Here is a 19,738-nt window from a genome sequence, read left to right on the forward strand (position 1 = left end):
ACCGTCGTCAGCTGGCAGCCCGCCTCCGCCCTCGCCATCCCCGAGTACAGCGCGCAGAACCGCACCGTACTCGCCGGACTGCTCGGGGTCACCGCGGCCGCCGCCTGCCTGGGCTGGCTCCACATCGTGGTCGTACGTCCCCTGCGCGAACTGGCCGGCCAGGCCGAGACACTGGCCGACGGCGACCGCCGCACCGTCCTCTACCCGCGCCATCACGACGAGGTCGGGGCCATCACACGCTCCCTGGAACTCCTGCGCCAGCAACTCCAGGAGCAGCGCAGACGCGAAGGCGCGCCGCCGGCCCTCGCCGAAAGGATCTGACCGACCCGCGTTCACCGCCCATGGCGTCCTGACCGTAGACAACCTGCTCGGTGTCCTGCCGTCCGTCTGAACCGCCCACCCACGGAGCCGAATCGTCATGAGTGCCAAGTCCAAGCGCGGCCGACCCGTCCTGCACGGCGTGACCGTACTCTCGCTGCTGGCCGGCAGCGCCTATTTCACCGTCGAACTCCGCAAGGACGAGCAGGCGAAGGCGCCCGCCATCCAGACCATCACCGACATCCCCCACCTGAGGTCGGGTTTCGCCAGGAGCGCCGGGGAACAGGACTGGGAGCGGCTGAGGAACCCGGACCGCTCGGTGCTGCGGACCGGCAACGGCGACATACTCGCCACCTTCACCGACGGCGCCCGTACGGCCACTCTCACCGGTCCCAGCCGTACCTTCGACGAGCCGGCCAACACCTCGTCCCGGGTGGTCACCCAGAGCTGGGTACGGCTGATGCCGGAGGTGTGGACGAAAGGGGCCGAGAAGGAACAGTGGTTCAAGGACTGGTTCAAGGAGTACAACGGCAGCGAGCGGGACGACCTCTTCGCGATCGCGTTCCAGTACGTCGAGGGCGCGCCGGTCAGGACGGACGACGAGGGCGTCCCGTACGCGGGCGACGCGGACTACGGTCCGCTCAACCCGAACGGCGGCGAAGGCGAGGCGCCGCGCCTCGAAGAGTCCGACTTCTACGACTACTTGGGCGTCTCGTACACCTTCCGTGACGGCACCACCAAGAAGCCGGAGGCCGCGCGCTACCGCTCGATCGACTGCTCGGGCTACATCCGGACCGTGTTCGGCTACCGGGGCCGCTATCCGCTGACGGCGCCCGACGGCACCGGCGCCGGACTGCCACGTACCGCCGACGGCATGGCGCGCTCCACTGCGGGCGTGGACATCATCGAGCTGTCGGGCTCCGCGCCGCACTACGAGCGCCCGAAGTCCATCAGCGTGCTCCAACCGGGCGACCTGGTCTTCTTCAAGACCGAGCCGCGGCCGGAGTCCCGCCTGGACCACATCGGCATGTACCTGGGTCCGGACACGGAGGGGCACCAGATCTTCATATCGAGCAGGAAGGAGGTGAACGGTCCGACGATGGGCGACGAGGGAGGCAGCTCCCGCCTGAACGGCGACGGCTATTACGCCACCGCGCTGCGCAGCGCGAAACGCCTCTGATCCGCACGAGGGCGCCGTGTGGCGTGTGCGGCACGTGGGGTGAGAGCGCTTGGGCGGGACGGGAATCCGGGCCGCCGGTGTGGCTGTTTCCCGCGCGGTGGCAGCGGTGATACCTCACTATCGTGACCACCATGGCAGCGGATGACACACCCCAGAGCACTCAGACCGCCCCTACAGCCGGAGAAGTCGGCGCCTCGTACGACGAGTTCGGCGACCTTTACGGAATGATCCTCGGCGACTCGGCCATCCACATCGGTATGTGGACGCCCCCCGGCGGACCCGCCCGCGCCTCCACCCTCCTCGATCTGGCCAACCTGGCCATGGACCGCCAGACCGACCATTACATCGACGCGCTGGACCTCGGCCCGCAGGACCACCTCCTCGATATCGGCTGCGGCACCGGCGGCCCCGCCGTGCGCCTCGCGCGCGCGACCGGCGCCCGGGTCACCGGAATCACCGTCAGCCAGTCCCAGATCCCGCTGTGCGAGACGCGGGCCCGCGAGGCGGGACTGCGCGACCGGGTCGCCTTCGTCCACGGCGATGCCATGGACCTGGGCGAAGAACACACCGACGCGTCGTACGACGCGGCCTGGGCCATCGACTCCTTCCCCCACATGTCCGACCGCCTCGCCGCCCTGCGCCACGCCTGGCGGGTACTTCGCCCCGGCGGACAGCTGCTGTTCACCGAGTTCACCCGCCGCGGCGATCCCAGCCTCGAGCAGCTCGCCGTATACCGCGCGGTGTGGACCTCACCACCTCCGCAGACCCCGGCCGCGCTGCTGGAACGGACGGCGCGGGCCGGATTCGACCTCGTACGACTGGAGGACCACACCCACAACGTCATGGTGAGCGGCCAGCTCATGGACGTCCTCTACCGCGACCATCACGACGAGATCCTGGAACGTTACGGTGCCCGGACCACCGCGCAGATGGACGCCTCGATGCCACTGCTGCGCGAGTTCGTCAACGACCACCTCGGCTACTACGTCTTCCTGCTCCGCAAGCCTCGGTGAGGCAGCGCGCAGGCTGAGGATGATCCCGGCCCGCCTCTGCACGCGACCGGACCGCCGAGGACAAATGGCTGTGAACTTGTCGCCGTTGGATGGCTCAGGTGACTTGGCCGCCCTTCCTCCCGACGACGACCCGATCGCTGTGTAGGACAACGTCGGCGACGTCGTCCCGGCACCGGAAGGCGGACTACGTGCGCCGGTACTTCGAGCCTTCACCGGAGGCGAGCGCCGAGCCGACCAACCAGTCTGCTCGCACCGGGCGACAGCCGCGGCTCCCCACACGTGGACCGGTTCGTCGATGTATTGGCGGTCTGTGGCCTTGATGATGGCGGGAACAGGCTCTGGTGTGACCGTGGCACCGTAAAACCAGTCGCCAGCTGACTCGTAGCGGCGAAGATCCGCGCGGTGGTGCTCGGCGTGAGCTTCCCGAACGAATCCACGTTCGGCCGCCGCGTTGGCGATCGTATCGGTGGGCTTGTCGTCGGTGAAGGCGTCGGTGGTGCCGGCGGTGATGCCGCCGACCAGCAGACCTGCGGCAACGGTGGCCACCGCCAGTGAGCGGACTCGTGTGGGGATCAATCCGCGACCTGCGCGGCTACAACCTCAACGACCAGACCCGCTCCCGGCGCATCAACCGCGGCTGACTCCGAACGTCTCTCCTTGCACGGACCAACACCTCGGTGGCCCCCGACCCTCTTGCAGGTGACTACGCGAAGCTGAGGATCACCAGCAGCGCCGCGCACTCCAGCAGGTGCTGCACGACGAACGCCGCCTTGCGTACACGCACCGTGGGCGCCGCCGAGAGTAATCCTCAAGACCTGTGGATGGGTTGATCTCAGTTTCGTTCGGAGATCAGATCTTAGGTCCTGTCCCCGGCGTCCGCACGACGGGCTGGACTGCTGCGCGGCGAATGGCGATCGCGGCGGCCGCAGGTCAGCTCTTCCTGGAATACTCACCGAGGTGCAGGTCACCCGGCGGATGCGGCAGTGTGCGGGTTCCGGTGGCGCGGAGCCCGTCCAGGGTCAGTTCGAGGTAGCGGCGCCATGCCTGCGGCTGTGCGGCCAGCAGGGGCGCTGCCGTTTGATGGATGCCCGCGAGCAGCAGCACGATGTCCGTGCCCGTCACATCGCCGCGGACGGTTCCCTGCTCCTGCGCCCGGGCAGTGAGTGCCTCCGCGGCGCCGCAAAGGCGGCCGATCGCGTCCCGTACGCCGGCATGGTCCAGTGACGGGCGCCCGATCACTTCGCAGAACGCGCGGTCGGCGGCCAGAGTCTCGATGCTGTCGGCCATGAACTCCACCAGCGCCGCATCCGCGTCGTCGGCCTCAGCCAGGCGCTCCGCTGTGCCGATCAGCCGGTCGACAAGCTGCAGCATGATCGCCGCAAGCAGGTCTTCCTTCGATGCGAAGTGCCTGAACACGGTGCCTTTGGCCAGGCCGGCGCGTTGGGCGATCTCGCCCATCGACACGTCCGTCCCCAGCTCCGCGAACGCCTTCGTCGCGGCCTGGAGCAGAAGGCGCCGATTGCGCACCATGTCCGCCCGCCGACCCGCAGTGGTCGTCTCACTCATACGTACCCCTTATCCGGCGGGCACGAGTCTACCAGCAACATGACCGAGCGGTCATGTTTGGTGCTACGCTCAAAATGACCCAGCGGTCACTTTCTACTGGCTCAACCGCCGGCTGTCGTCAAGACACCTGGCGGGCTACCGCCTCTCACCATGCATCTATCGGAGGAAGACATGAGCAACACCCTTGACGGAAAGGTCGTCCTGGTCACCGGCGCCTCCTCGGGTATCGGACAGGCCACCGCGCTTGCCCTGTCCGAAGGCGGCGCCCGGGTGGCGGTCGGGGCCCGCCGGGCCGATCGGCTGAAGTCGCTCGCGCAGGACGCCTCCGGGGAGATCCTGGTCCTGGAACTCGATGTCACCGACCGCGAGTCCGTGCAAGACGCGGTCACGGCGACCGTCGAGCACTTCGGCGCCCTCGACGCCCTCGTGAACAACGCCGGCGTCATGCTCAGCGGACCGATCCTGAACGCGGACACCGCCGAGTGGACACGCATGATTGACACCAACCTCCTGGGATCGATGTACACGGCCCATGCCGCCCTGCCCTACCTGCTGGAGAGCAAGGGCGCCGTGGTGCAGATTTCCTCGACTTCAGGGCGCACCGCGTCTGCCGGCGGCGGTGTGTACGCCGCAACCAAGTTCGGCATCACCGCCTTCTCGGAAGCCTTGCGGCAGGAAGTCACCGCGCAGGGCGTACGCGTCATCGTCATCGAACCCGGAATGGTCGCGACCGAGCTGGCCACCCATATCACCGACCCCGCTATGCAGGTCCTCGCCAAGAACTACGCCGACTCCATGCGGACGCTTCAATCCCGGGACATCGCCGGTGCCGTCCTGTACGCGCTCACCCAGCCCGAGCATGTCGCCGTCAACGAGATCCTGATCCGACCGACCGACCAGATCCGCTGAAAACGGTGTGCGGGCCCACCGTCGGGGCTCGCGCACCAGCGGCTGGACTCGATGGCATCGAGGAGGTGAAACGAGAAGCCCCGGCAAGGCCGCCGGGTGTCAGCACCTCGCGGAGGCGCTGGTGCCGTGGCTCGTCGGTTTGCCGAGCCGGAGCAAATCGTCAATGCCTGCCGGTCGGTTGAGGTTGTTCATGCCGCAAGTGTCTCGGGGCGTTCGACGAGGTGGCCGCGTTCGAAGTGGGCGCCGGCCCGGACCGGGCGACGAGGTGGGGCGCGTTCACGGCCCGCCAGCGTTCCTGTGCGGACTCGATGACCATCACAGGATCATTCGGGAAGGTACGCCCTTCGCGTGCCAGCCCGAGGCCGATCCACAGGTCTTGAGCATTGCTTGCTCTATGGTCTGAGTAGGTTTCGTTGGCTGATGCTCTCGGGTCGTTTCACGGTCTTGCCGACGTCGTAACGGGTGGCAGGTCATCGGTTTGGCGGCTCGTCATCGAGCGAGGAAGGAACCCGCTTCCGCGGCTCGCGTCCTGGACTTCGCATACCGTTCGGTCCGGGACACCTCAGAACGCTGGTGACATCGCCTTGAAATCCTCACCGCCGTAAAGGGATTCATAGTGAATCTCGATCACCAGACGTCGGGTGATGAGATTCCAGAACCAGTCATGCTGGTCCTCACTGAACTCTTCCAGGGCAAAGAGGAAGGTGGACTGCCCAGCCAGCACTACGGCACCTGGACGAAGGGAGAACGCCTCGGGTCGCACTGACAACGACTCCGAGACGCGTTCCTGGGTGTGGTAATTCCATTGTCCGATTTCTTCTCCATCTAGTCTCACCACTGACTTCGTCACGATGGCCGGCCCCAGACCGGCATTGATGACCTCAATTCCGGCCTTGCTGTCTCCGCGTTCCTTGAATCGTCGTACTTGGAGGACAGGCCTGACAGACTGGTGGCTATGTAGCCTGCTCTCCTTGGCCTGCGTGTAGCTGACCCAGAGCGATCCGAGCGCTATGACCGTCGCCGCGATGGCAGTAACCGTGTCTGAGTTCATCTGCCTGCTCCCCCGCACGACACCATGGGACCGTGGTCGGTTCTTCCCCACGAGACCACCGTTCCAGTCCGCGAGTGGGAAGCTTGCCGAATCCTCGTGCTCGAACGGGCTCGAACTGAACGGGGAACCAGCTGGTCTGACCTCCTTGGCCTGCCCATACGTTCGGCCTGTGCCCGGTGCACGGCGAGCGCGTGGCGGCGGCCGTCCGAGGCGGTCTCCTGGGTGCGGACCGGGCTGGCCGGCGTGGCCGCGGACGTCGGGGCGACGTCCGGTCGGGTACCGGTTCGGGCGTGAGTGTCCCACCTTGCCTCACTGCGAAAGGTGTTGTTGGCGATACCTGGGGCCTGATGAACTGTGAGTTCGAGCGCTGGCGATGTGACGCGGACTGCGTGGTCCATGGAGATGTGACTGAGCGCTTCAGCCGGCGGATGAGCGGTCCAGTTGGCGAGCCGAGTCCCGAGTCGTTCAGGTGGCGAACCCTTGGAAGGTGCCCTGGGGGTCTTCCTCGGCCGCTTCTTTGAAATCGCCAAAGGACAGATTGGCGATCATCAGGTTCGCGTGCATCTCATGGACGCCGGCAGGGACGGTGCGGAACTCGCCGCCGTCCGCTTCGAACTCCTCGTCGCTGTCGCACTCTTCCCTGGCCAGCACGGCCACTGCCTGTTCGTCGCTGTAATCGGTCCTGATGATCAGCGCCGCGTCCCGATCGCGCCCCGCCAACCACTCCATACGGTCACTCACGCCGCGGCCCACCCATCCGCGCAGGTCACAGCCCGCACATTTCGCATGAACGCTACGCGACACCACTGACACACCCGTGAGCGCCGCAGTTGGCGAAGCTCGCCAACTGCGGCGCCAGGTGGTGCGTGCCGGACAGGCGCTGCGCCGGGTCGACCAGTTGGTGGCCGCATAGACGCCTCACCGACGTCTCGCCTCGCAGTCGGGCGCGCTCCAATGCCGGGGGGGGCGTTCACTGCCACTGGGTGGGCATGTCGGACCTGCATTCCGCGGGCAGCCGGCCTGTCTCGCGCGTTGCCGGGCAGGCGACTTGCTGGTCGAGCCGGTCTTCGTTGACCACCGCGGACGGCGGGCCGCCGCGCGCCCCGGAAGGCCGGCTTTCGACCGCGGAGCGTCACGCTGAAAAAGCCTCTGTAGCCCGGCGCACCAAAGCACCTAGAAAGCCACCACGTGCCACCCTCCCGGACTTTCCCGCCTGGAAGGCAGGGGGGATTGACTGACCGGCCGAGCGGCGGCGAGATGGGCGTCTACGACGCTCCTTGCCGTAGGTTCGCGTCGCACTTTCGATATCGTGGAACGCGTCCCGTCGCCCTCCCGGCGCCGGGATTCGCGGGCCCCGGGGGTCCCCCTCGGCCTGCCCGCGTCACGTTCTCCGTCCAGCGATCCGACCACTCCCGCACCATGGCGCGCGGGAGCGTGGTTTGCCATGCCCGAAAAGAGAGCATTGTGACTACTTCCGGCACTCACGCCGCCTCCGATATCTCCGGCGCCGAGCAGAACGGCCATGCCGGGTCTGCCGTGTACGACGCCAACGCGATCACCGTCCTGGACGGGCTCGACGCCGTACGCAAGCGGCCCGGGATGTACATCGGCTCCACGGGCGAGCGGGGTCTGCACCATCTGGTGCAGGAGATCGTGGACAACTCCGTCGATGAGGCGCTGGCCGGGGTGGCCGACCGGATCGATGCCACGATCCTGGCCGACGGCGGCGTACGGGTGATCGACAACGGGCGCGGCATCCCGGTGGGTATGCACCCGGTGGAAAAGAAGCCGGCCGTGGAAGTCGTACTGACCGTGCTGCACGCGGGCGGCAAGTTCGGGGGCGGCGGGTACGCCGTCTCCGGCGGTCTGCACGGGGTGGGCCTGTCAGTGGTCAACGCGCTCTCGACCAGGCTGACGGCGGAGATCTGGACCGACGGCCACCGGTGGACCCAGGAGTACAAGGACGGGGCGCCGGCCGCGCCGCTGGCCCGCCACGAGGCCACCTCGAAGACGGGCACGTCCCTGACGTTCTGGGCGGACGGCGGCATCTTCGAGACCACCGACTACTCCTTCGAGACGCTGGCCAGGCGGTTCCAGGAGATGGCCTTCCTCAACCGGGGGCTGACCCTGACCCTCACCGATGAGCGCGCGTCGGCCCGCGCGACGTCCGCGGCCGACGAAGCGGGTCCGGACACCGCCGGGGAGCGGGCCCCGAAGACGGTCTCCTACCGCTACGACGGCGGCATCACCGACTTCGTCGCCTACCTCAATGCCCGCAAAGGGGAACCGGTCCACCCCTCCGTCGTCTCCATCGCCGCAGAGGACACCGAGCGGCTGCTGTCGGTGGAGGTCTCGCTGCAGTGGAACAGCCAGTTCGCCGACAGCGTCCACTCCTACGCCAACACCATCCACACGCACGAGGGCGGCACTCATGAGGAGGGCTTCCGCACGGCGCTGACCACGGTCGTCAACCGGTACGCGCGTGAGAAGAAGCTGCTGCGCGAGAAGGACGGCAACCTCACGGGTGAGGACATCCGCGAGGGTCTGACGGCGATCATCTCGGTCAAGTTGGGTGAGCCGCAGTTCGAGGGCCAGACCAAGACCAAGCTGGGCAACAGCGAGGCCAGGACGTTCGTGCAGAAGGTCGTGCACGAGCGGCTGACGGACTGGTTCGACGGCAATCCCAATGAGGCGGCCGACATCGTCCGCAAGGCGACGCAGGCGGCCACCGCCCGGCTTGCGGCCCGCAAAGCACGGGACCTGACACGCCGCAAGGGCTTGCTGGAGTCAGCGGCCCTGCCGGGCAAGCTGTCCGACTGCCAGTCCAGCGAACCGGCGAAGAGCGAGATCTTCATTGTCGAGGGCGACTCCGCCGGCGGCTCCGCCAAGTCCGGCCGCGACCCGCGGTACCAGGCGATCCTTCCCATCCGCGGCAAGATCCTCAACGTCGAGAAGGCCCGTATCGACAAGATCCTGCACAACCAGGAGGTCCAGTCGATGATCTCCGCGTTCGGCACGGGCGTGCACGAGGACTTCGCCATCGAGAAGCTCCGGTACCACAAGATTATTCTGATGGCGGACGCCGACGTCGACGGCCAGCACATCAACACCCTGCTGCTGACCTTCCTGTTCCGCTTCATGCGGCCGCTGATCGAGCACGGACATGTCTACCTCTCCCGGCCGCCGCTCTACAAGATCAAGTGGGGCCGGGACCACGTGGAGTACGCCTACTCCGACCGTGAACGCGACGTACTGCTGGAACGGGGCCGGCAGGACGGCCGCCGGTTCAGGGAGGACTCCATCCAGCGGTTCAAGGGCCTGGGCGAGATGAACGCCGAGGAGCTGCGCATCACGACCATGGACCAGGAGCACCGTGTCCTGGGCCAGATCACCCTTGACGACGCGGCCGTTGCCGACGCCCTCTTCTCCGTCCTGATGGGCGAGGACGTCGAGGCCCGGCGCTCCTTCATCCAACGCAACGCCAAGGACGTGCGCTTCCTCGACATCTGATCGCGCCGGCTCCTGGCCGCCCGCTCCCCCAGGCCGCCCACTCGCCCAGGCCGCCGATTCGCCCAGGCCGCGAACGCGGCCTGGGCGATCCACCGTTGCCCGTCCGTCGCTGAGAAGAGCATTACGTGAGCACGTTCCCCGTCCCGTCCACCGGCAGCCGCGTCCAGGACGGCTCCGACTACACCGCGCGGCACCTCATGGTCCTCGAAGGACTTGAGGCCGTGCGCAAGCGCCCCGGCATGTACATCGGCTCCAGCGACAGCCGCGGCCTGATGCATTGCCTGTGGGAGATCATCGACAACGCCGTCGACGAGGCTCTGGCCGGCGCCTGCGACCGCATCGAGGTCATCCTCCACGAGGACGGGTCGGTGGAGGTGAGCGACAACGGCCGCGGCATCCCCGTGGACAACGAACCCCGCACCGGCCTGTCCGGCGTCGAGATCGCCTACACCAAACTCCACGCCGGCGGAAAGTTCGGCGGCGGCTCCTACGCCGCCTCCGGCGGTCTGCACGGCGTCGGCGCCTCCGTGGTGAACGCCCTCTCCGCCCGGCTCGACATCGAGGTCGACCGCTACGGCCGAATCCACGCCATCAGCTTCCGCCACGGCGTCCCCGGCACCTACACCGCCCCCGGACCCGATGCCCCCTTCATCCCCGCCCAGGGCCTGCGCCGAACGGCCAAGATCCCCACGTCGCGTACCGGTACGCGCGTGCGGTACTGGGCCGACCGCCAGATCTTCCTCAGGGAGGCCAAGCTCTCCTTGGACACACTGCACCAGCGCGCTCGCCAGACCTCGTTCCTGGTGCCAGGGCTGACCATTGTCGTCCGCGACGAGTACGGTCTCGGCGCGGGCGGCGGCAAGGGCGAGGAATCCTTCCGTTTCGACGGCGGCATCAGCGAGTTCTGCGAGTACCTGGCCGGCGACAGAGGCATCTGCGATGTCCTGCGCTTCAGCGGGCAGGGCAGCTTCAAGGAAACGGTCCCGGTGCTCGACGAGCACGGGCAGATGGCGCCCACCGAGGTCACCCGGGAGCTCGGCGTCGACGTCGCGATGCGCTGGGGCACCGGCTACGACACCACCCTCAGATCGTTCGTCAACATCATCGCCACCCCCAAGGGCGGCGCCCACGTCACCGGCTTCGAGCAGGCGGTGGCCAAGACGATGAACGAGGTACTACGAGCCAAGAAGCTGCTCCGTGCCGCCGAGGACGACATCACCAAGGACGACGCCCTGGAAGGTCTCACGGCGGTCGTGACGGTGCGCCTCGCGGAGCCGCAGTTCGAGGGCCAGACCAAGGAGGTCCTCGGCACCTCGGCGGCCCGCCGCATCGTGAACGCCGTCGTGGCCAAGGAACTCAAGGCATTCCTGACCTCCGCCAAGCGCGACGCCGCCCAGCAGGCCCGCGCCGTCATGAACAAGGCCGTCTCCGCGGCCCGTACGCGTATCGCCGCCCGTCAGCACAAGGACGCCCAGCGCCGCAAGACCGCCCTGGAGTCCTCCTCGCTGCCCGCCAAGCTCGCCGACTGCCGCAGCGACGACATCGGCCGCAGCGAACTGTTCATCGTCGAGGGCGACTCCGCACTGGGCACCGCCAAGCTGGCGCGCGACTCCGAGTTCCAGGCGCTGCTGCCGATCCGCGGCAAGATCCTCAACGTCCAGAAGGCTTCGGTGACCGACATGCTCAAGAACGCGGAGTGCGGCGCGATCATCCAGGTCATGGGGGCCGGGTCCGGCCGTACCTTCGACCTCGGCCAGGCCCGCTACGGAAAGATCATCATGATGACCGACGCCGACGTGGACGGCTCCCACATCCGTACCCTGCTGCTGACCCTGTTCCACCGTTACATGCGGCCCATGGTCGAGGCCGGCCGGGTCTTCACCGCGGTGCCACCACTCCACCGCGTCGAGCTCGTCCAGCCCAAGAAAGGCCAGGACAAGTACGTCTATACCCACTCCGACCGCGAGCTGCGCGACACGCTCACGGAGTTCCGGAGCACGGGAGTCCGGTACAAGGACTCCATCCAGCGCTACAAGGGCCTGGGCGAGATGGACGCCGACCAACTGGCCGAGACGACGATGGACCCGCGCCACCGTACGCTGCGCCGCATCAACCTCACCGATCTGGAGGCCGCCGAGCGGGTCTTCGACCTCCTGATGGGCAACGACGTCGCGCCCCGCAAGGAGTTCATCTCACGCTCCGCCGCGGGGCTCGACCGGTCCCGGCTCGACCTCTGAGCCACCGCCGCATCCGCACCTCGGCGTCTTCTCTTCAGCCACCTTTTCCAGCAACTCGGCGATCTGGGGCAGACCCTCGGAGTCGTCAGCGTCGGCGAGGCCGAGAATCGCGCACTTCTTGCCGAACGGCTTGCCGGTGTGCGGGTCGGTCGCGGCAGTAGCAGCGGCGGTGGGTGGAGCCCTCCAAAGGCGTTCCTCCGGAATGGTGTTGGGGTTGGGTTCGGGCGCGCTGAGCGTGGGCGGACAGCAGCCGGTGCATGTCCGGTTCCAGGCCGGGGTCTGTGACCACGGTGACGGGGTGGCCGTGGACTTTTCCGGCGAGGGAGCGGCCGACTCCGCGGGAGAGCACGTTGATGGCAGGGCGGTGCATGGTGGCTGCTTTCTGCTTCGCTCTGGAAGAGCGCCGTACGACAGGGGCTCACCCCGCGCGCTCGGCATGAAGGCAGGCGGGGGTGAGGGACCGACGGCTCAGTCCGATCAGCGGGCCCGGGGTCGTCTCGGCCAGGCCGAGGCCGCGGACCGTCTCGTCGGCGCTCAGCCGGCCGTACGTCTGAACGGCCTGCTGAGCGACGTACGCGAGTACGGCATAGGCCCCGTCGAAGGTCACCACCGCCGTGCTGGAGAAGAACAGTCCCTCTGTGGCCTCTGTGGTGAAGACGCTGCCGGTACCGACGTTCCCCTGCCCCGCCCGGCCGAAGCCATCAACAGGATCTGCCGAGCCCTCCAGCGGAATCTCACCCCGCAGGAACAGTCGACGTACCTCTCCGACCAGTCATCCAACCCCGTGTGCCCAACCTGAGTCACAACGGCCTGGCCGAGCCGTGTCCTTGGCGTGGCGCCAGCGACATGACCAGCGTCGTGTGCTGCAGTCCGGCCGCTACGGCACTGCCACTCGGCCGTGGTGGGCGAGAGTGGCGTGCGGGTCCTCCCCATCCGTACGGGTCGGGTCGGGATGAATCAGTGCGGCCGTCAGACGGGGGACGGCATGCAGCAGGGCATGCTCGGCTTCGACGGCCACCTGGTGAGCGGCGGTCAGGCTCAGGGAACCGTCGATGACGACAGCCGCCTCGGCCCGCAGTTGATGGCCGATCCACCGCATCCTCAGTTCGCCGACCTCGACCACGCCCGGTACCGCGCACAGCGCCGTTTCAGCGCGGTCGACCAGGGCGGGATCGACCGCGTCCATGAGGCGGCGGAAGATCTCCGTGGCGGCGTCCTTGAGGACCGCCAGGATCGCGAGGGTGATCAGCAGGCCGACGATGGGGTCGGCGAGGGGCCAGCCGATCGCGGCCCCGCCGACGCCCAGCAGGACGGCGAGCGAGGTGAAGCCGTCGGTCCGGGCGTGCAGACCGTCGGCGATCAGCGCCGCCGAGCCGATCTTCCGGCCGGTGCTGATGCGGTAGCGGGCCACCCACTCGTTACCGATGAACCCGATGACCGCAGCTGCGGCGACCGCCGGCAGGTAGGAGATCTCACGGGGGTGCAGCAGCCGGTCCACCGAGGTGTAGGCCGCGAGCACGGCGGATGCGCTGATGGTGAGCAGGATGACGATGCCCGCGATGTCCTCGGCTCTGCCGTAGCCGTACGTGAACCTGCGGGTCGCCGCCCGCCGCCCGAGGACGAAGGCGATGCCCAGCGGCACGGCGGTCAGCGCGTCGGCCGCGTTGTGGACCGTGTCCCCCAGCAGGGCGACCGATCCGGACATGACCACAACCACGGCCTGCAGCACGGTCGTCACGCCCAGCACCGCGAGCGAGATCCACAGGGTGCGCATGCCCTCCGCCGAGGACTCCATCGCCGGGTCGACCTTGTCCGCCGCCTTGTGACTGTGCGGGGTCACGGCATGGGCGACACCGTGCTTGATCCTCGCCCATCGGCCTGCCCCGTGATCGTGTCCGTGATCCCGATGGTCAGGGCTGTGTGGTTCCCGGCATGCGCTCGTCTCGCTCACGGCAGCTCACACCTTCCGGTCTCACGTACAGGGCAGGTGGGTTGGGCACGGCTCACTCATTTCATTATGTGCGTATGCGCGCACGAAAGCATCTATTAGGTGCATGCGGTGAGCAACAGCAAGACATGGGCAAACGGGCCATCACGGCAGCCGAGGTACGTGTGACCGGGGGCCATACCTTGGCGGCTGGGCGGTCGTGGAACGACGACCGCCCAGCCGCCGTGGGCGTCAGGTGGAGGAGGTGACTTCCACAGGCTCGATGCCCGCGGAGCTATGCCGCACGGCCCAGTTCTCCAGGGCGGTACGGCACGCGTGGTCAAGGTGGTGCAGCCCTGACAGGTCGAGCTGGATCGGGCGATTCCGCGGCAGCGCCTCCAGACTGTCGAGGATCTTCGGGAGTCGCAGGAACGTGGCGTTTCCCGATACGTATGCCTGAATGGGGCCGGCGCCCTTGTCCACGACCTCCAACTGGGCGTGCGAGGTCTCCCACGCCGTCTTCACGACCGCGAGGGCGAGCCCGATCAGTACGCCCTCGAACATGCTCACCGCGACGATCGACACCGCTGTGACGACCAGGATCAGCGCCTCGCCCCGGTGCTCACGCCACAGCCCTGCCACCTCCTTGGCGGGGATCAGCTTGAAACCGGAGTAGACGAGGATGCCCGCGAGCGCCGGGATCGGGATGACTCCCAGCGCGGCCGGGAGCAGTGCGGCGAAAAGCAGCAGCCAGACACCGTGCAGCACGCGGGATGCCCTCGTCCGCGCCCCCGCCTGGACGTTGGCCGCGCTGCGCACGATCACCGCGGTCATCGGCAGCGCGCCGAGTACGCCACATACGGCGTTGCCCGCGCCTTGCGCCATCAGTTCCTTGTCGTAATGGGTGCGCGCTCCGTTGTGCAGCCGGTCCACCGCAGCCGCGCTGAACAGGCTCTCCGCCGAGGCGATCAGAGTGAATGCGACCACCGTGCCGAGGACACCCACATTGATGAGTTCCCCGAAAGCCCCTGGTGACGGGGGCTGGACGGCGCCGAGCAGACCCCGCACCTCGACCTTGGACACCGGCATGCCGAGGAGCACCGAGGCGAGCGTGGCAAGCCCCACGGCGGCAAGTGGCGGCGGCACCGTCTGGATCGCTTTGGGGAGCTTCTTCCACAGTGTGAGCACGGCGATGGTGCCGGCACCGAGGCCGAGAGCGGCCAGTGCCTGCGGCGAGCCGGCCGTGTCGGCAAGCATCGCGGGCAGCCCGACGATCTTCGCGAGGCCCTCGGCCGGAGCCTTCTTGTCGGCCATGGAGTAGAGCTGGCCCGCGATCAGGACAAGTCCGATCCCGGCGAGCATGCCCTCGACCACGGCGACCGAGATGGCACGGAACCACCGCCCCCACCGAAGTGCCCCCATCAGGATCTGGAGCAGTCCGGTGGCGAGGACGATGACGCCCAGCACGGGGAGTCCGTACTCCTGCACGGCCTCGAACACGAGCACTGTCAGTCCGGCCGCCGGGCCACTGACCTGGAGGCTGCTGCCGGGCAGCAGCCCGGTCACCAACCCGCCCACGATCCCGGTGACCAGGCCGAGTTCCGCCGGAACCCCGGAGGCCACGGCCACCCCGACGCACAGCGGCAGGGCGACGAGGAAGACGACGAGGGAGGCGGCGAAGTCCTGCCGCGGAAGGAAGCCCGAGGCGCCCGTTGGTTTGCGGTGACTGCCCCTGCGGGAGGCGTCGGACGATGGACCGGCGCTCCCCCTGCGCGCGCTCACAGCGCGACGAAGGTGTCGGCGGACGGGCGGTGTGCCAGCACGGTCCCGGTGTGGATCTCGTAGAACCAGGCGTGCAGGCGCAGTTGCCCGGCGTCGAGACGCCGGGCGAGGTACGGGTACGAGCGCAGCCTGAGAATCTGGGCCAGGACATGGGACTGCACCGCGTCCGCGATCGCGGGATCACCGTCGGCCTTCGTGCCGTCCGCACGGGGTGCCGCATGGGGTGCCGCATGGGTGAGCCAGTCGCGTACGGCGGGCACGGCCGTCAGATCGTCGCCGCGTACGAGCGCGCCCACGGCGCCGCAGTGCGAGTGACCGCAGACGACCACGTCCGTGACACCGAGGACCTCCACCGCGTACTCGATGGTGGCCGCTTCGCCGGTCGGCCGCCCGGGATCGTAGGGCGGAACGATGTTCCCCGCGGTGCGCAGTTCGAAGAGTTCCCCCGGGCGGGCGCCGGTGATCAGGGACGGGATGACCCGTGAGTCGGAACAGGTGATGAACAGGGCCTGCGGTGCCTGGCCTTCGGCGAGCCGGGCGAATTCTTCCGGCCGCGCCGCGGTCTGCTGCCGGAACGACCTGGCGTAATCGATGAGGGGCTGCATGTGGGGATGCCTCCTGGGCGCGCCACGGGGGCGCGTCGGTCCTACAGGGCGGAGTGTCACAACAGCGAGCGGGAATGGGCACCCGATGCCCCGCGCGAACGCGCGGGTGAGCACGGCGGCCGGAGCCCGGCTCCAGCCGTCGGAATCGGCGCTTGCCCGCGGGCTCGATCAGCAGCGGTAGGTCTGAAGCACCGCGAGAGTCGGTCCGACGGCCGATCTTGGTTGCGAGAGTGAAACTCCGGCGGACGGGAACGGAGATTCCACGAGCACACCGGCGTCCATGGCGGGCGCGTCGGCTGTGGACCCGTCAGGGGCGTACGTCTCGGACCACTGGCGATCGCGTGTCAGGTAGTGCTGGGACACATCACCGAGGATGAGCGAGCCGTGGCAGGTGACCGTCTCAGCTTGGGCGGCCGTCATGTGCCGTGAGTGGACGGATCCCACCGGCGCCGTGTGAGTAAACAGCTGAAGGACCAGCAAGACGGCGGTAAGAGCCCCCAAGAGGGCCCACGCCGACTTGCTTTGCGACACGACGCTCAGCTCCCAGTCTCACAGTGCTCGAAGCGGCCCAGCTATGACGACGTACGAATTCGCTTGTCCATGAGGTTAGTTGCCATAGTAAACGCAGCGGGTGCCCTGTGGTTACGGAGGGGTTTCACCACCGCGAGGCTCCTGGCCAGGCAGAGCGTCTGCCCGTGAGCATGCCGCGGTCGCTGGTTCGGCCCCCTACGGCACTACGTCACCGGGGGCGATGTCGCGCAGTCCGAGGCGCAGGTGCTCGACGTGGAACAGCGCCTGATCGAGGAGTTCGGCGACGTGATGGTCATAGAGGGCGTAGACGATGGAACGGCCCCGGCGCTCGCCGGTGACCAGGCCGAGGTTCCGCAGGAGGCGGAGCTGGTGGGAGCAGGCGGACTGCTCCATTCCGACCGCTTCGGCCAGTTCACCGACGGCGCAGGGACCTTCCTGGAGACGGGCGAGGATATACAGCCGCGAAGGTGTCGCCAGCGCCTGAAGGGTGGAGGCGACGTCGGTCACCCCCGCGACGTCAAGACGCTCGCGGGTGGTGGCGGTGCTCGTGTCATCGACTCCGTGGCCCATGGGGACCATTCTACCGATGACAAATGAAGACATGTTCATTCTTTCTTGTATGGTGGATGGGTTGCTCCGCACTGTCCGCCGCCGAAGGAATCCGCCTCCATGTCGTCCACACTCACCGACCCCTCTTCCTCGGTCACGGCCGCACGGGGGGCCGCCGCTCCCCGGCGTCGTACGCGCGTGTTCGCACTGCCCGAGGCCCGCTGGGCGACCGCGGCGCTGGTCCTCTTCCTGATCGCGCTGCCCCTGCAACTGACCGGTGCCCCGGCATGGGCCTGGGTGCCGCTCTACGCGCTCGCCTATGTGACCGGCGGCTGGGAGCCCGCCTGGGCGGGGCTCCGGGCGCTGCGGGAGAAGACCCTCGATGTCGATCTGCTGATGATCGTCGCGGCGATCGGCGCGGCCTCGATCGGGCAGGTGATGGACGGCGCGCTGCTGATCGTCATCTTCGCCACGTCCGGCGCGCTGGAGGCGCTGGCCACCGCCCGTACCGCGGACTCCGTGCGCGGCCTGCTCGACCTCGCGCCCACGACCGCGACCCGACTGCTGGACGACGGCCGGGAGGAGACCGTCGCCACGGAGAACCTCACGGTCGGCGACACCATCCTGATCCGGCCCGGCGAGCGGGTCGGCGCCGACGGCCGCGTACTGGACGGCGCCAGTGAGGTCGATCAGGCGACCATCACCGGCGAACCCCTGCCCGTACCCAAGGAGTCCGGGGACGAGGTGTTCGCCGGGACACTCAACGGCACCGGCTCGCTGCGGGTGAAGGTCGAGCGCGACGCGTCCGATTCGGTGATCGCCCGGATCGTGACGATGGTCGAGGAAGCCTCCGAGACCAAGGCGCCGACCCAGCTGTTCATCGAGAAGGTCGAGCAGCGGTACTCCGTCGGGATCGTCCTCGCCACCCTCGCGGTCTTCGGCGTTCCCCTGGCCTTCGGCGCGCACCTGACCGACGCGCTCCTGCGGGCCATGACCTTCATGATCGTGGCGTCCCCGTGCGCCGTGGTACTGGCCACGATGCCGCCGCTGCTGTCCGCCATCGCCAACGCGGGACGCCATGGCGTACTGGTCAAGTCCGCCGTGGTCATGGAACGGCTCGGCCAGATCGACGCCGTCGCCCTCGACAAGACGGGCACGCTCACCGAAGGCACCCCGCGTGTCACCGACATCCGTCCCCTGCCCGGTACCGCGTCGGCCGGACTGACCGAGGACGGGCTGACCGAGGACGGGCTGCTGCGCCTGGCGGCGGCGGCCGAGCATCCCAGCGAGCACCCGCTCGCCCGCGCGATCGTCACCGCCGCCCGTGAACGGGGCCTGGCCCTCCCGGACGTACGGGACTTCTCCTCCTCCCCCGGCGTCGGCGTCACCGCCGTCGTCGACGGCTGTACGGTCGCCGTCGGCGCGCCCGCGCGTCTCCTCGCGGACGCCGCCGACCCGGCCGTCGCCATGGTCGTGGGCGAGTTGGAGGACGGTGGCCGCACCGCGGTCCTCGTCCAGTGGGACGGTGTCCCCGTCGGGGTGCTGGGCATCGCGGACCGGCTGCGTCCCGACGCCGCCGCCACCGTCGCCGCCCTCACCACCCTGACCGGCACCGCCCCCACCCTGCTGACCGGCGACAACCCGCGAGCCGCCGCCCGCCTCGCCGCCGAGGCCGGGATCACCGATGTCCGCGCCGGGCTGCTCCCGCAGGACAAGGTCACCGCCGTACGCGAGCAGGAGGCGGCCGGCCGCAAGGTGCTGGTGGTCGGCGACGGTGTCAACGACGCCCCCGCGCTGGCCGCCGCCCACACCGGACTCGCCATGGGCCGGGCCGGCTCCGACCTCGCCCTGGAAACCGCCGACGCCGTCATCGTCCGCGATGAACTCGCCACCGTGCCGGCCGTCGTCGCACTGTCCCGCGCGGCCCGCCGCCTGGTGGTCCAGAACCTGATCATCGCGAGCGTATTCATCTCCGGCCTGGTCGTCTGGGACCTCGTCGGCCATCTGCCGCTGCCGCTCGGCGTCCTGGGACACGAAGGCTCGACCGTCATCGTGGGCCTCAACGGCCTGCGCCTGCTCCGCGACGCGGCCTGGCGCCGCGCCGCCACACCCACCGAAGACGCGCGATGAGTCGCCGTAGCCGGGAGGCCGCCATTCCGCCGGGGTCGGCCCGCCCGACCGTGACCGTCTGCCGAGGCTGCTGCTGCGGCACCCCCAAGGTCCCGCGCCTGGACCATGCCGCTCAACTGACCGATCTGCGCAGGTCGTTGGCGGATGTGGCCTCCGTACGGCGTACCGACTGCCTGGACGCCTGCGAACGAGCCAACGTCGTCGTCATCCAACCCTCGGCCGAGGGACGCCGGGCCGGTGGCCGCCCGGTCTGGCTCGGCCTGGTCAACGACCCCGACGCCGCCGCCGACATCACCACCTGGGTGAAGAACGGTGGCCCCGGACTCGCCGACCCGCCCGAGATCCTCGACCTCTACGCCTTCACCCCCTCCCGCCGCGTCCGGCGAGAACTCGAAGACTGATCTCCCGGGGCGCCCCCGTGGGCCCGGCG

Annotated in this window: 17 protein-coding genes and 1 pseudogene; 9 read left to right on the plus strand and 9 right to left on the minus strand. The window is 68.6% G+C overall.

Annotated elements, in window-relative coordinates; all coding sequences use genetic code 11:
* The 4 genes from AB0M67_RS40595 to AB0M67_RS40610 all read left to right on the plus strand — a co-directional run.
* A partial coding sequence (locus AB0M67_RS40595; protein WP_365753146.1) for a HAMP domain-containing protein occupies positions 1–321 on the plus strand: 321 nt, incomplete at its 5' end.
* Positions 322–418: 97 nt separating this feature from the next.
* The gene (locus AB0M67_RS40600; RefSeq protein ID WP_365753148.1) at positions 419–1,498 is read left to right on the plus strand and encodes an NlpC/P60 family protein; all 1,080 of its coding nucleotides are present in this window, start codon (positions 419–421) and stop codon (positions 1,496–1,498) included.
* A 131-nt stretch (positions 1,499–1,629) separates the two neighbouring features.
* Positions 1,630–2,511 (plus strand): methyltransferase domain-containing protein, encoded by an 882-nt coding sequence (locus AB0M67_RS40605; protein WP_365753149.1) that lies wholly within the window; start codon positions 1,630–1,632, stop codon positions 2,509–2,511.
* Between the two features lie 402 nt (positions 2,512–2,913).
* A complete protein-coding gene (locus AB0M67_RS40610) occupies positions 2,914–3,066 on the plus strand; it encodes a hypothetical protein (protein ID WP_365753151.1) in 153 nt (50 codons plus the stop codon).
* A gap of 375 nt (positions 3,067–3,441) precedes the next feature.
* On the opposite strand, the gene AB0M67_RS40615 is transcribed toward AB0M67_RS40610, so the two are convergent.
* Positions 3,442–4,077: a helix-turn-helix domain-containing protein gene (locus AB0M67_RS40615; protein ID WP_365753152.1), complete on the minus strand. Its 636-nt coding sequence runs from the start codon at positions 4,075–4,077 to the stop codon at positions 3,442–3,444.
* 171 nt (positions 4,078–4,248) lie between these two features.
* Here AB0M67_RS40615 and AB0M67_RS40620 point away from each other — a divergent pair, with 171 nt between their 5' ends.
* Positions 4,249–4,986 carry an SDR family NAD(P)-dependent oxidoreductase gene (locus AB0M67_RS40620; protein ID WP_365753153.1) on the plus strand — a complete coding sequence of 246 codons (738 nt, stop codon included), beginning with the start codon at positions 4,249–4,251 and terminating at the stop codon, positions 4,984–4,986.
* A gap of 562 nt (positions 4,987–5,548) precedes the next feature.
* On the opposite strand, the gene AB0M67_RS40625 is transcribed toward AB0M67_RS40620, so the two are convergent.
* Both AB0M67_RS40625 and AB0M67_RS40630 read right to left on the minus strand, forming a co-directional pair.
* Positions 5,549–6,037 carry a hypothetical protein gene (locus AB0M67_RS40625; protein WP_365753154.1) on the minus strand — a complete coding sequence of 163 codons (489 nt, stop codon included), beginning with the start codon at positions 6,035–6,037 and terminating at the stop codon, positions 5,549–5,551.
* A 465-nt stretch (positions 6,038–6,502) separates the two neighbouring features.
* Positions 6,503–6,778 (minus strand): hypothetical protein, encoded by a 276-nt coding sequence (locus AB0M67_RS40630; protein ID WP_365753155.1) that lies wholly within the window; start codon positions 6,776–6,778, stop codon positions 6,503–6,505.
* A 723-nt stretch (positions 6,779–7,501) separates the two neighbouring features.
* Between AB0M67_RS40630 and gyrB the strand changes: the two genes are divergently transcribed.
* Complete coding sequence (gyrB, locus tag AB0M67_RS40635; RefSeq protein ID WP_365753156.1) at positions 7,502–9,547, plus strand: DNA topoisomerase (ATP-hydrolyzing) subunit B; 2,046 nt, start codon at positions 7,502–7,504, stop codon at positions 9,545–9,547.
* A 125-nt stretch (positions 9,548–9,672) separates the two neighbouring features.
* Positions 9,673–11,784 carry a DNA topoisomerase IV subunit B gene (locus tag AB0M67_RS40640; protein WP_365753158.1) on the plus strand — a complete coding sequence of 704 codons (2,112 nt, stop codon included), beginning with the start codon at positions 9,673–9,675 and terminating at the stop codon, positions 11,782–11,784.
* 235 nt (positions 11,785–12,019) lie between these two features.
* Here AB0M67_RS40640 and AB0M67_RS40645 read toward each other — a convergent pair.
* The 6 genes and pseudogenes from AB0M67_RS40645 to AB0M67_RS40670 form a co-directional block, all read right to left on the minus strand.
* Positions 12,020–12,127 (minus strand): annotated as a pseudogene (locus AB0M67_RS40645) (pyridoxal-5'-phosphate-dependent protein subunit beta); the annotation flags it as partial.
* A gap of 75 nt (positions 12,128–12,202) precedes the next feature.
* Positions 12,203–12,556 carry a chromate transporter gene (locus tag AB0M67_RS40650; protein ID WP_365753178.1) on the minus strand — a complete coding sequence of 118 codons (354 nt, stop codon included), beginning with the start codon at positions 12,554–12,556 and terminating at the stop codon, positions 12,203–12,205.
* Between the two features lie 105 nt (positions 12,557–12,661).
* Positions 12,662–13,648 carry a cation diffusion facilitator family transporter gene (locus AB0M67_RS40655; RefSeq protein WP_365753180.1) on the minus strand — a complete coding sequence of 329 codons (987 nt, stop codon included), beginning with the start codon at positions 13,646–13,648 and terminating at the stop codon, positions 12,662–12,664.
* A 315-nt stretch (positions 13,649–13,963) separates the two neighbouring features.
* The gene (locus AB0M67_RS40660; protein ID WP_365753160.1) at positions 13,964–15,493 is read right to left on the minus strand and encodes a SulP family inorganic anion transporter; all 1,530 of its coding nucleotides are present in this window, start codon (positions 15,491–15,493) and stop codon (positions 13,964–13,966) included.
* Entirely contained in the window at positions 15,490–16,098 is a 609-nt protein-coding gene (locus tag AB0M67_RS40665) for a carbonic anhydrase (protein ID WP_365753161.1), read from the minus strand. The genes AB0M67_RS40660 and AB0M67_RS40665 overlap by 4 nt, the downstream gene beginning before the upstream one ends.
* 726 nt (positions 16,099–16,824) lie before the next feature.
* Entirely contained in the window at positions 16,825–17,199 is a 375-nt protein-coding gene (locus AB0M67_RS40670; protein ID WP_365753162.1) for a metalloregulator ArsR/SmtB family transcription factor, read from the minus strand.
* A gap of 99 nt (positions 17,200–17,298) precedes the next feature.
* Between AB0M67_RS40670 and AB0M67_RS40675 the strand changes: the two genes are divergently transcribed.
* Both AB0M67_RS40675 and AB0M67_RS40680 read left to right on the plus strand, forming a co-directional pair.
* Entirely contained in the window at positions 17,299–19,308 is a 2,010-nt protein-coding gene (locus AB0M67_RS40675) for a heavy metal translocating P-type ATPase (RefSeq protein ID WP_365753163.1), read from the plus strand.
* Positions 19,305–19,709 carry a (2Fe-2S) ferredoxin domain-containing protein gene (locus tag AB0M67_RS40680; protein ID WP_365753165.1) on the plus strand — a complete coding sequence of 135 codons (405 nt, stop codon included), beginning with the start codon at positions 19,305–19,307 and terminating at the stop codon, positions 19,707–19,709. Before AB0M67_RS40675 ends, AB0M67_RS40680 begins: the two co-directional genes overlap by 4 nt.
* Positions 19,710–19,738: the final 29 nt, after the last annotated feature.

Source organism: Streptomyces sp. NPDC051662, from assembly GCF_040681655.1.
Taxonomy (GTDB): Bacteria; Actinomycetota; Actinomycetes; order Streptomycetales; family Streptomycetaceae; genus Streptomyces.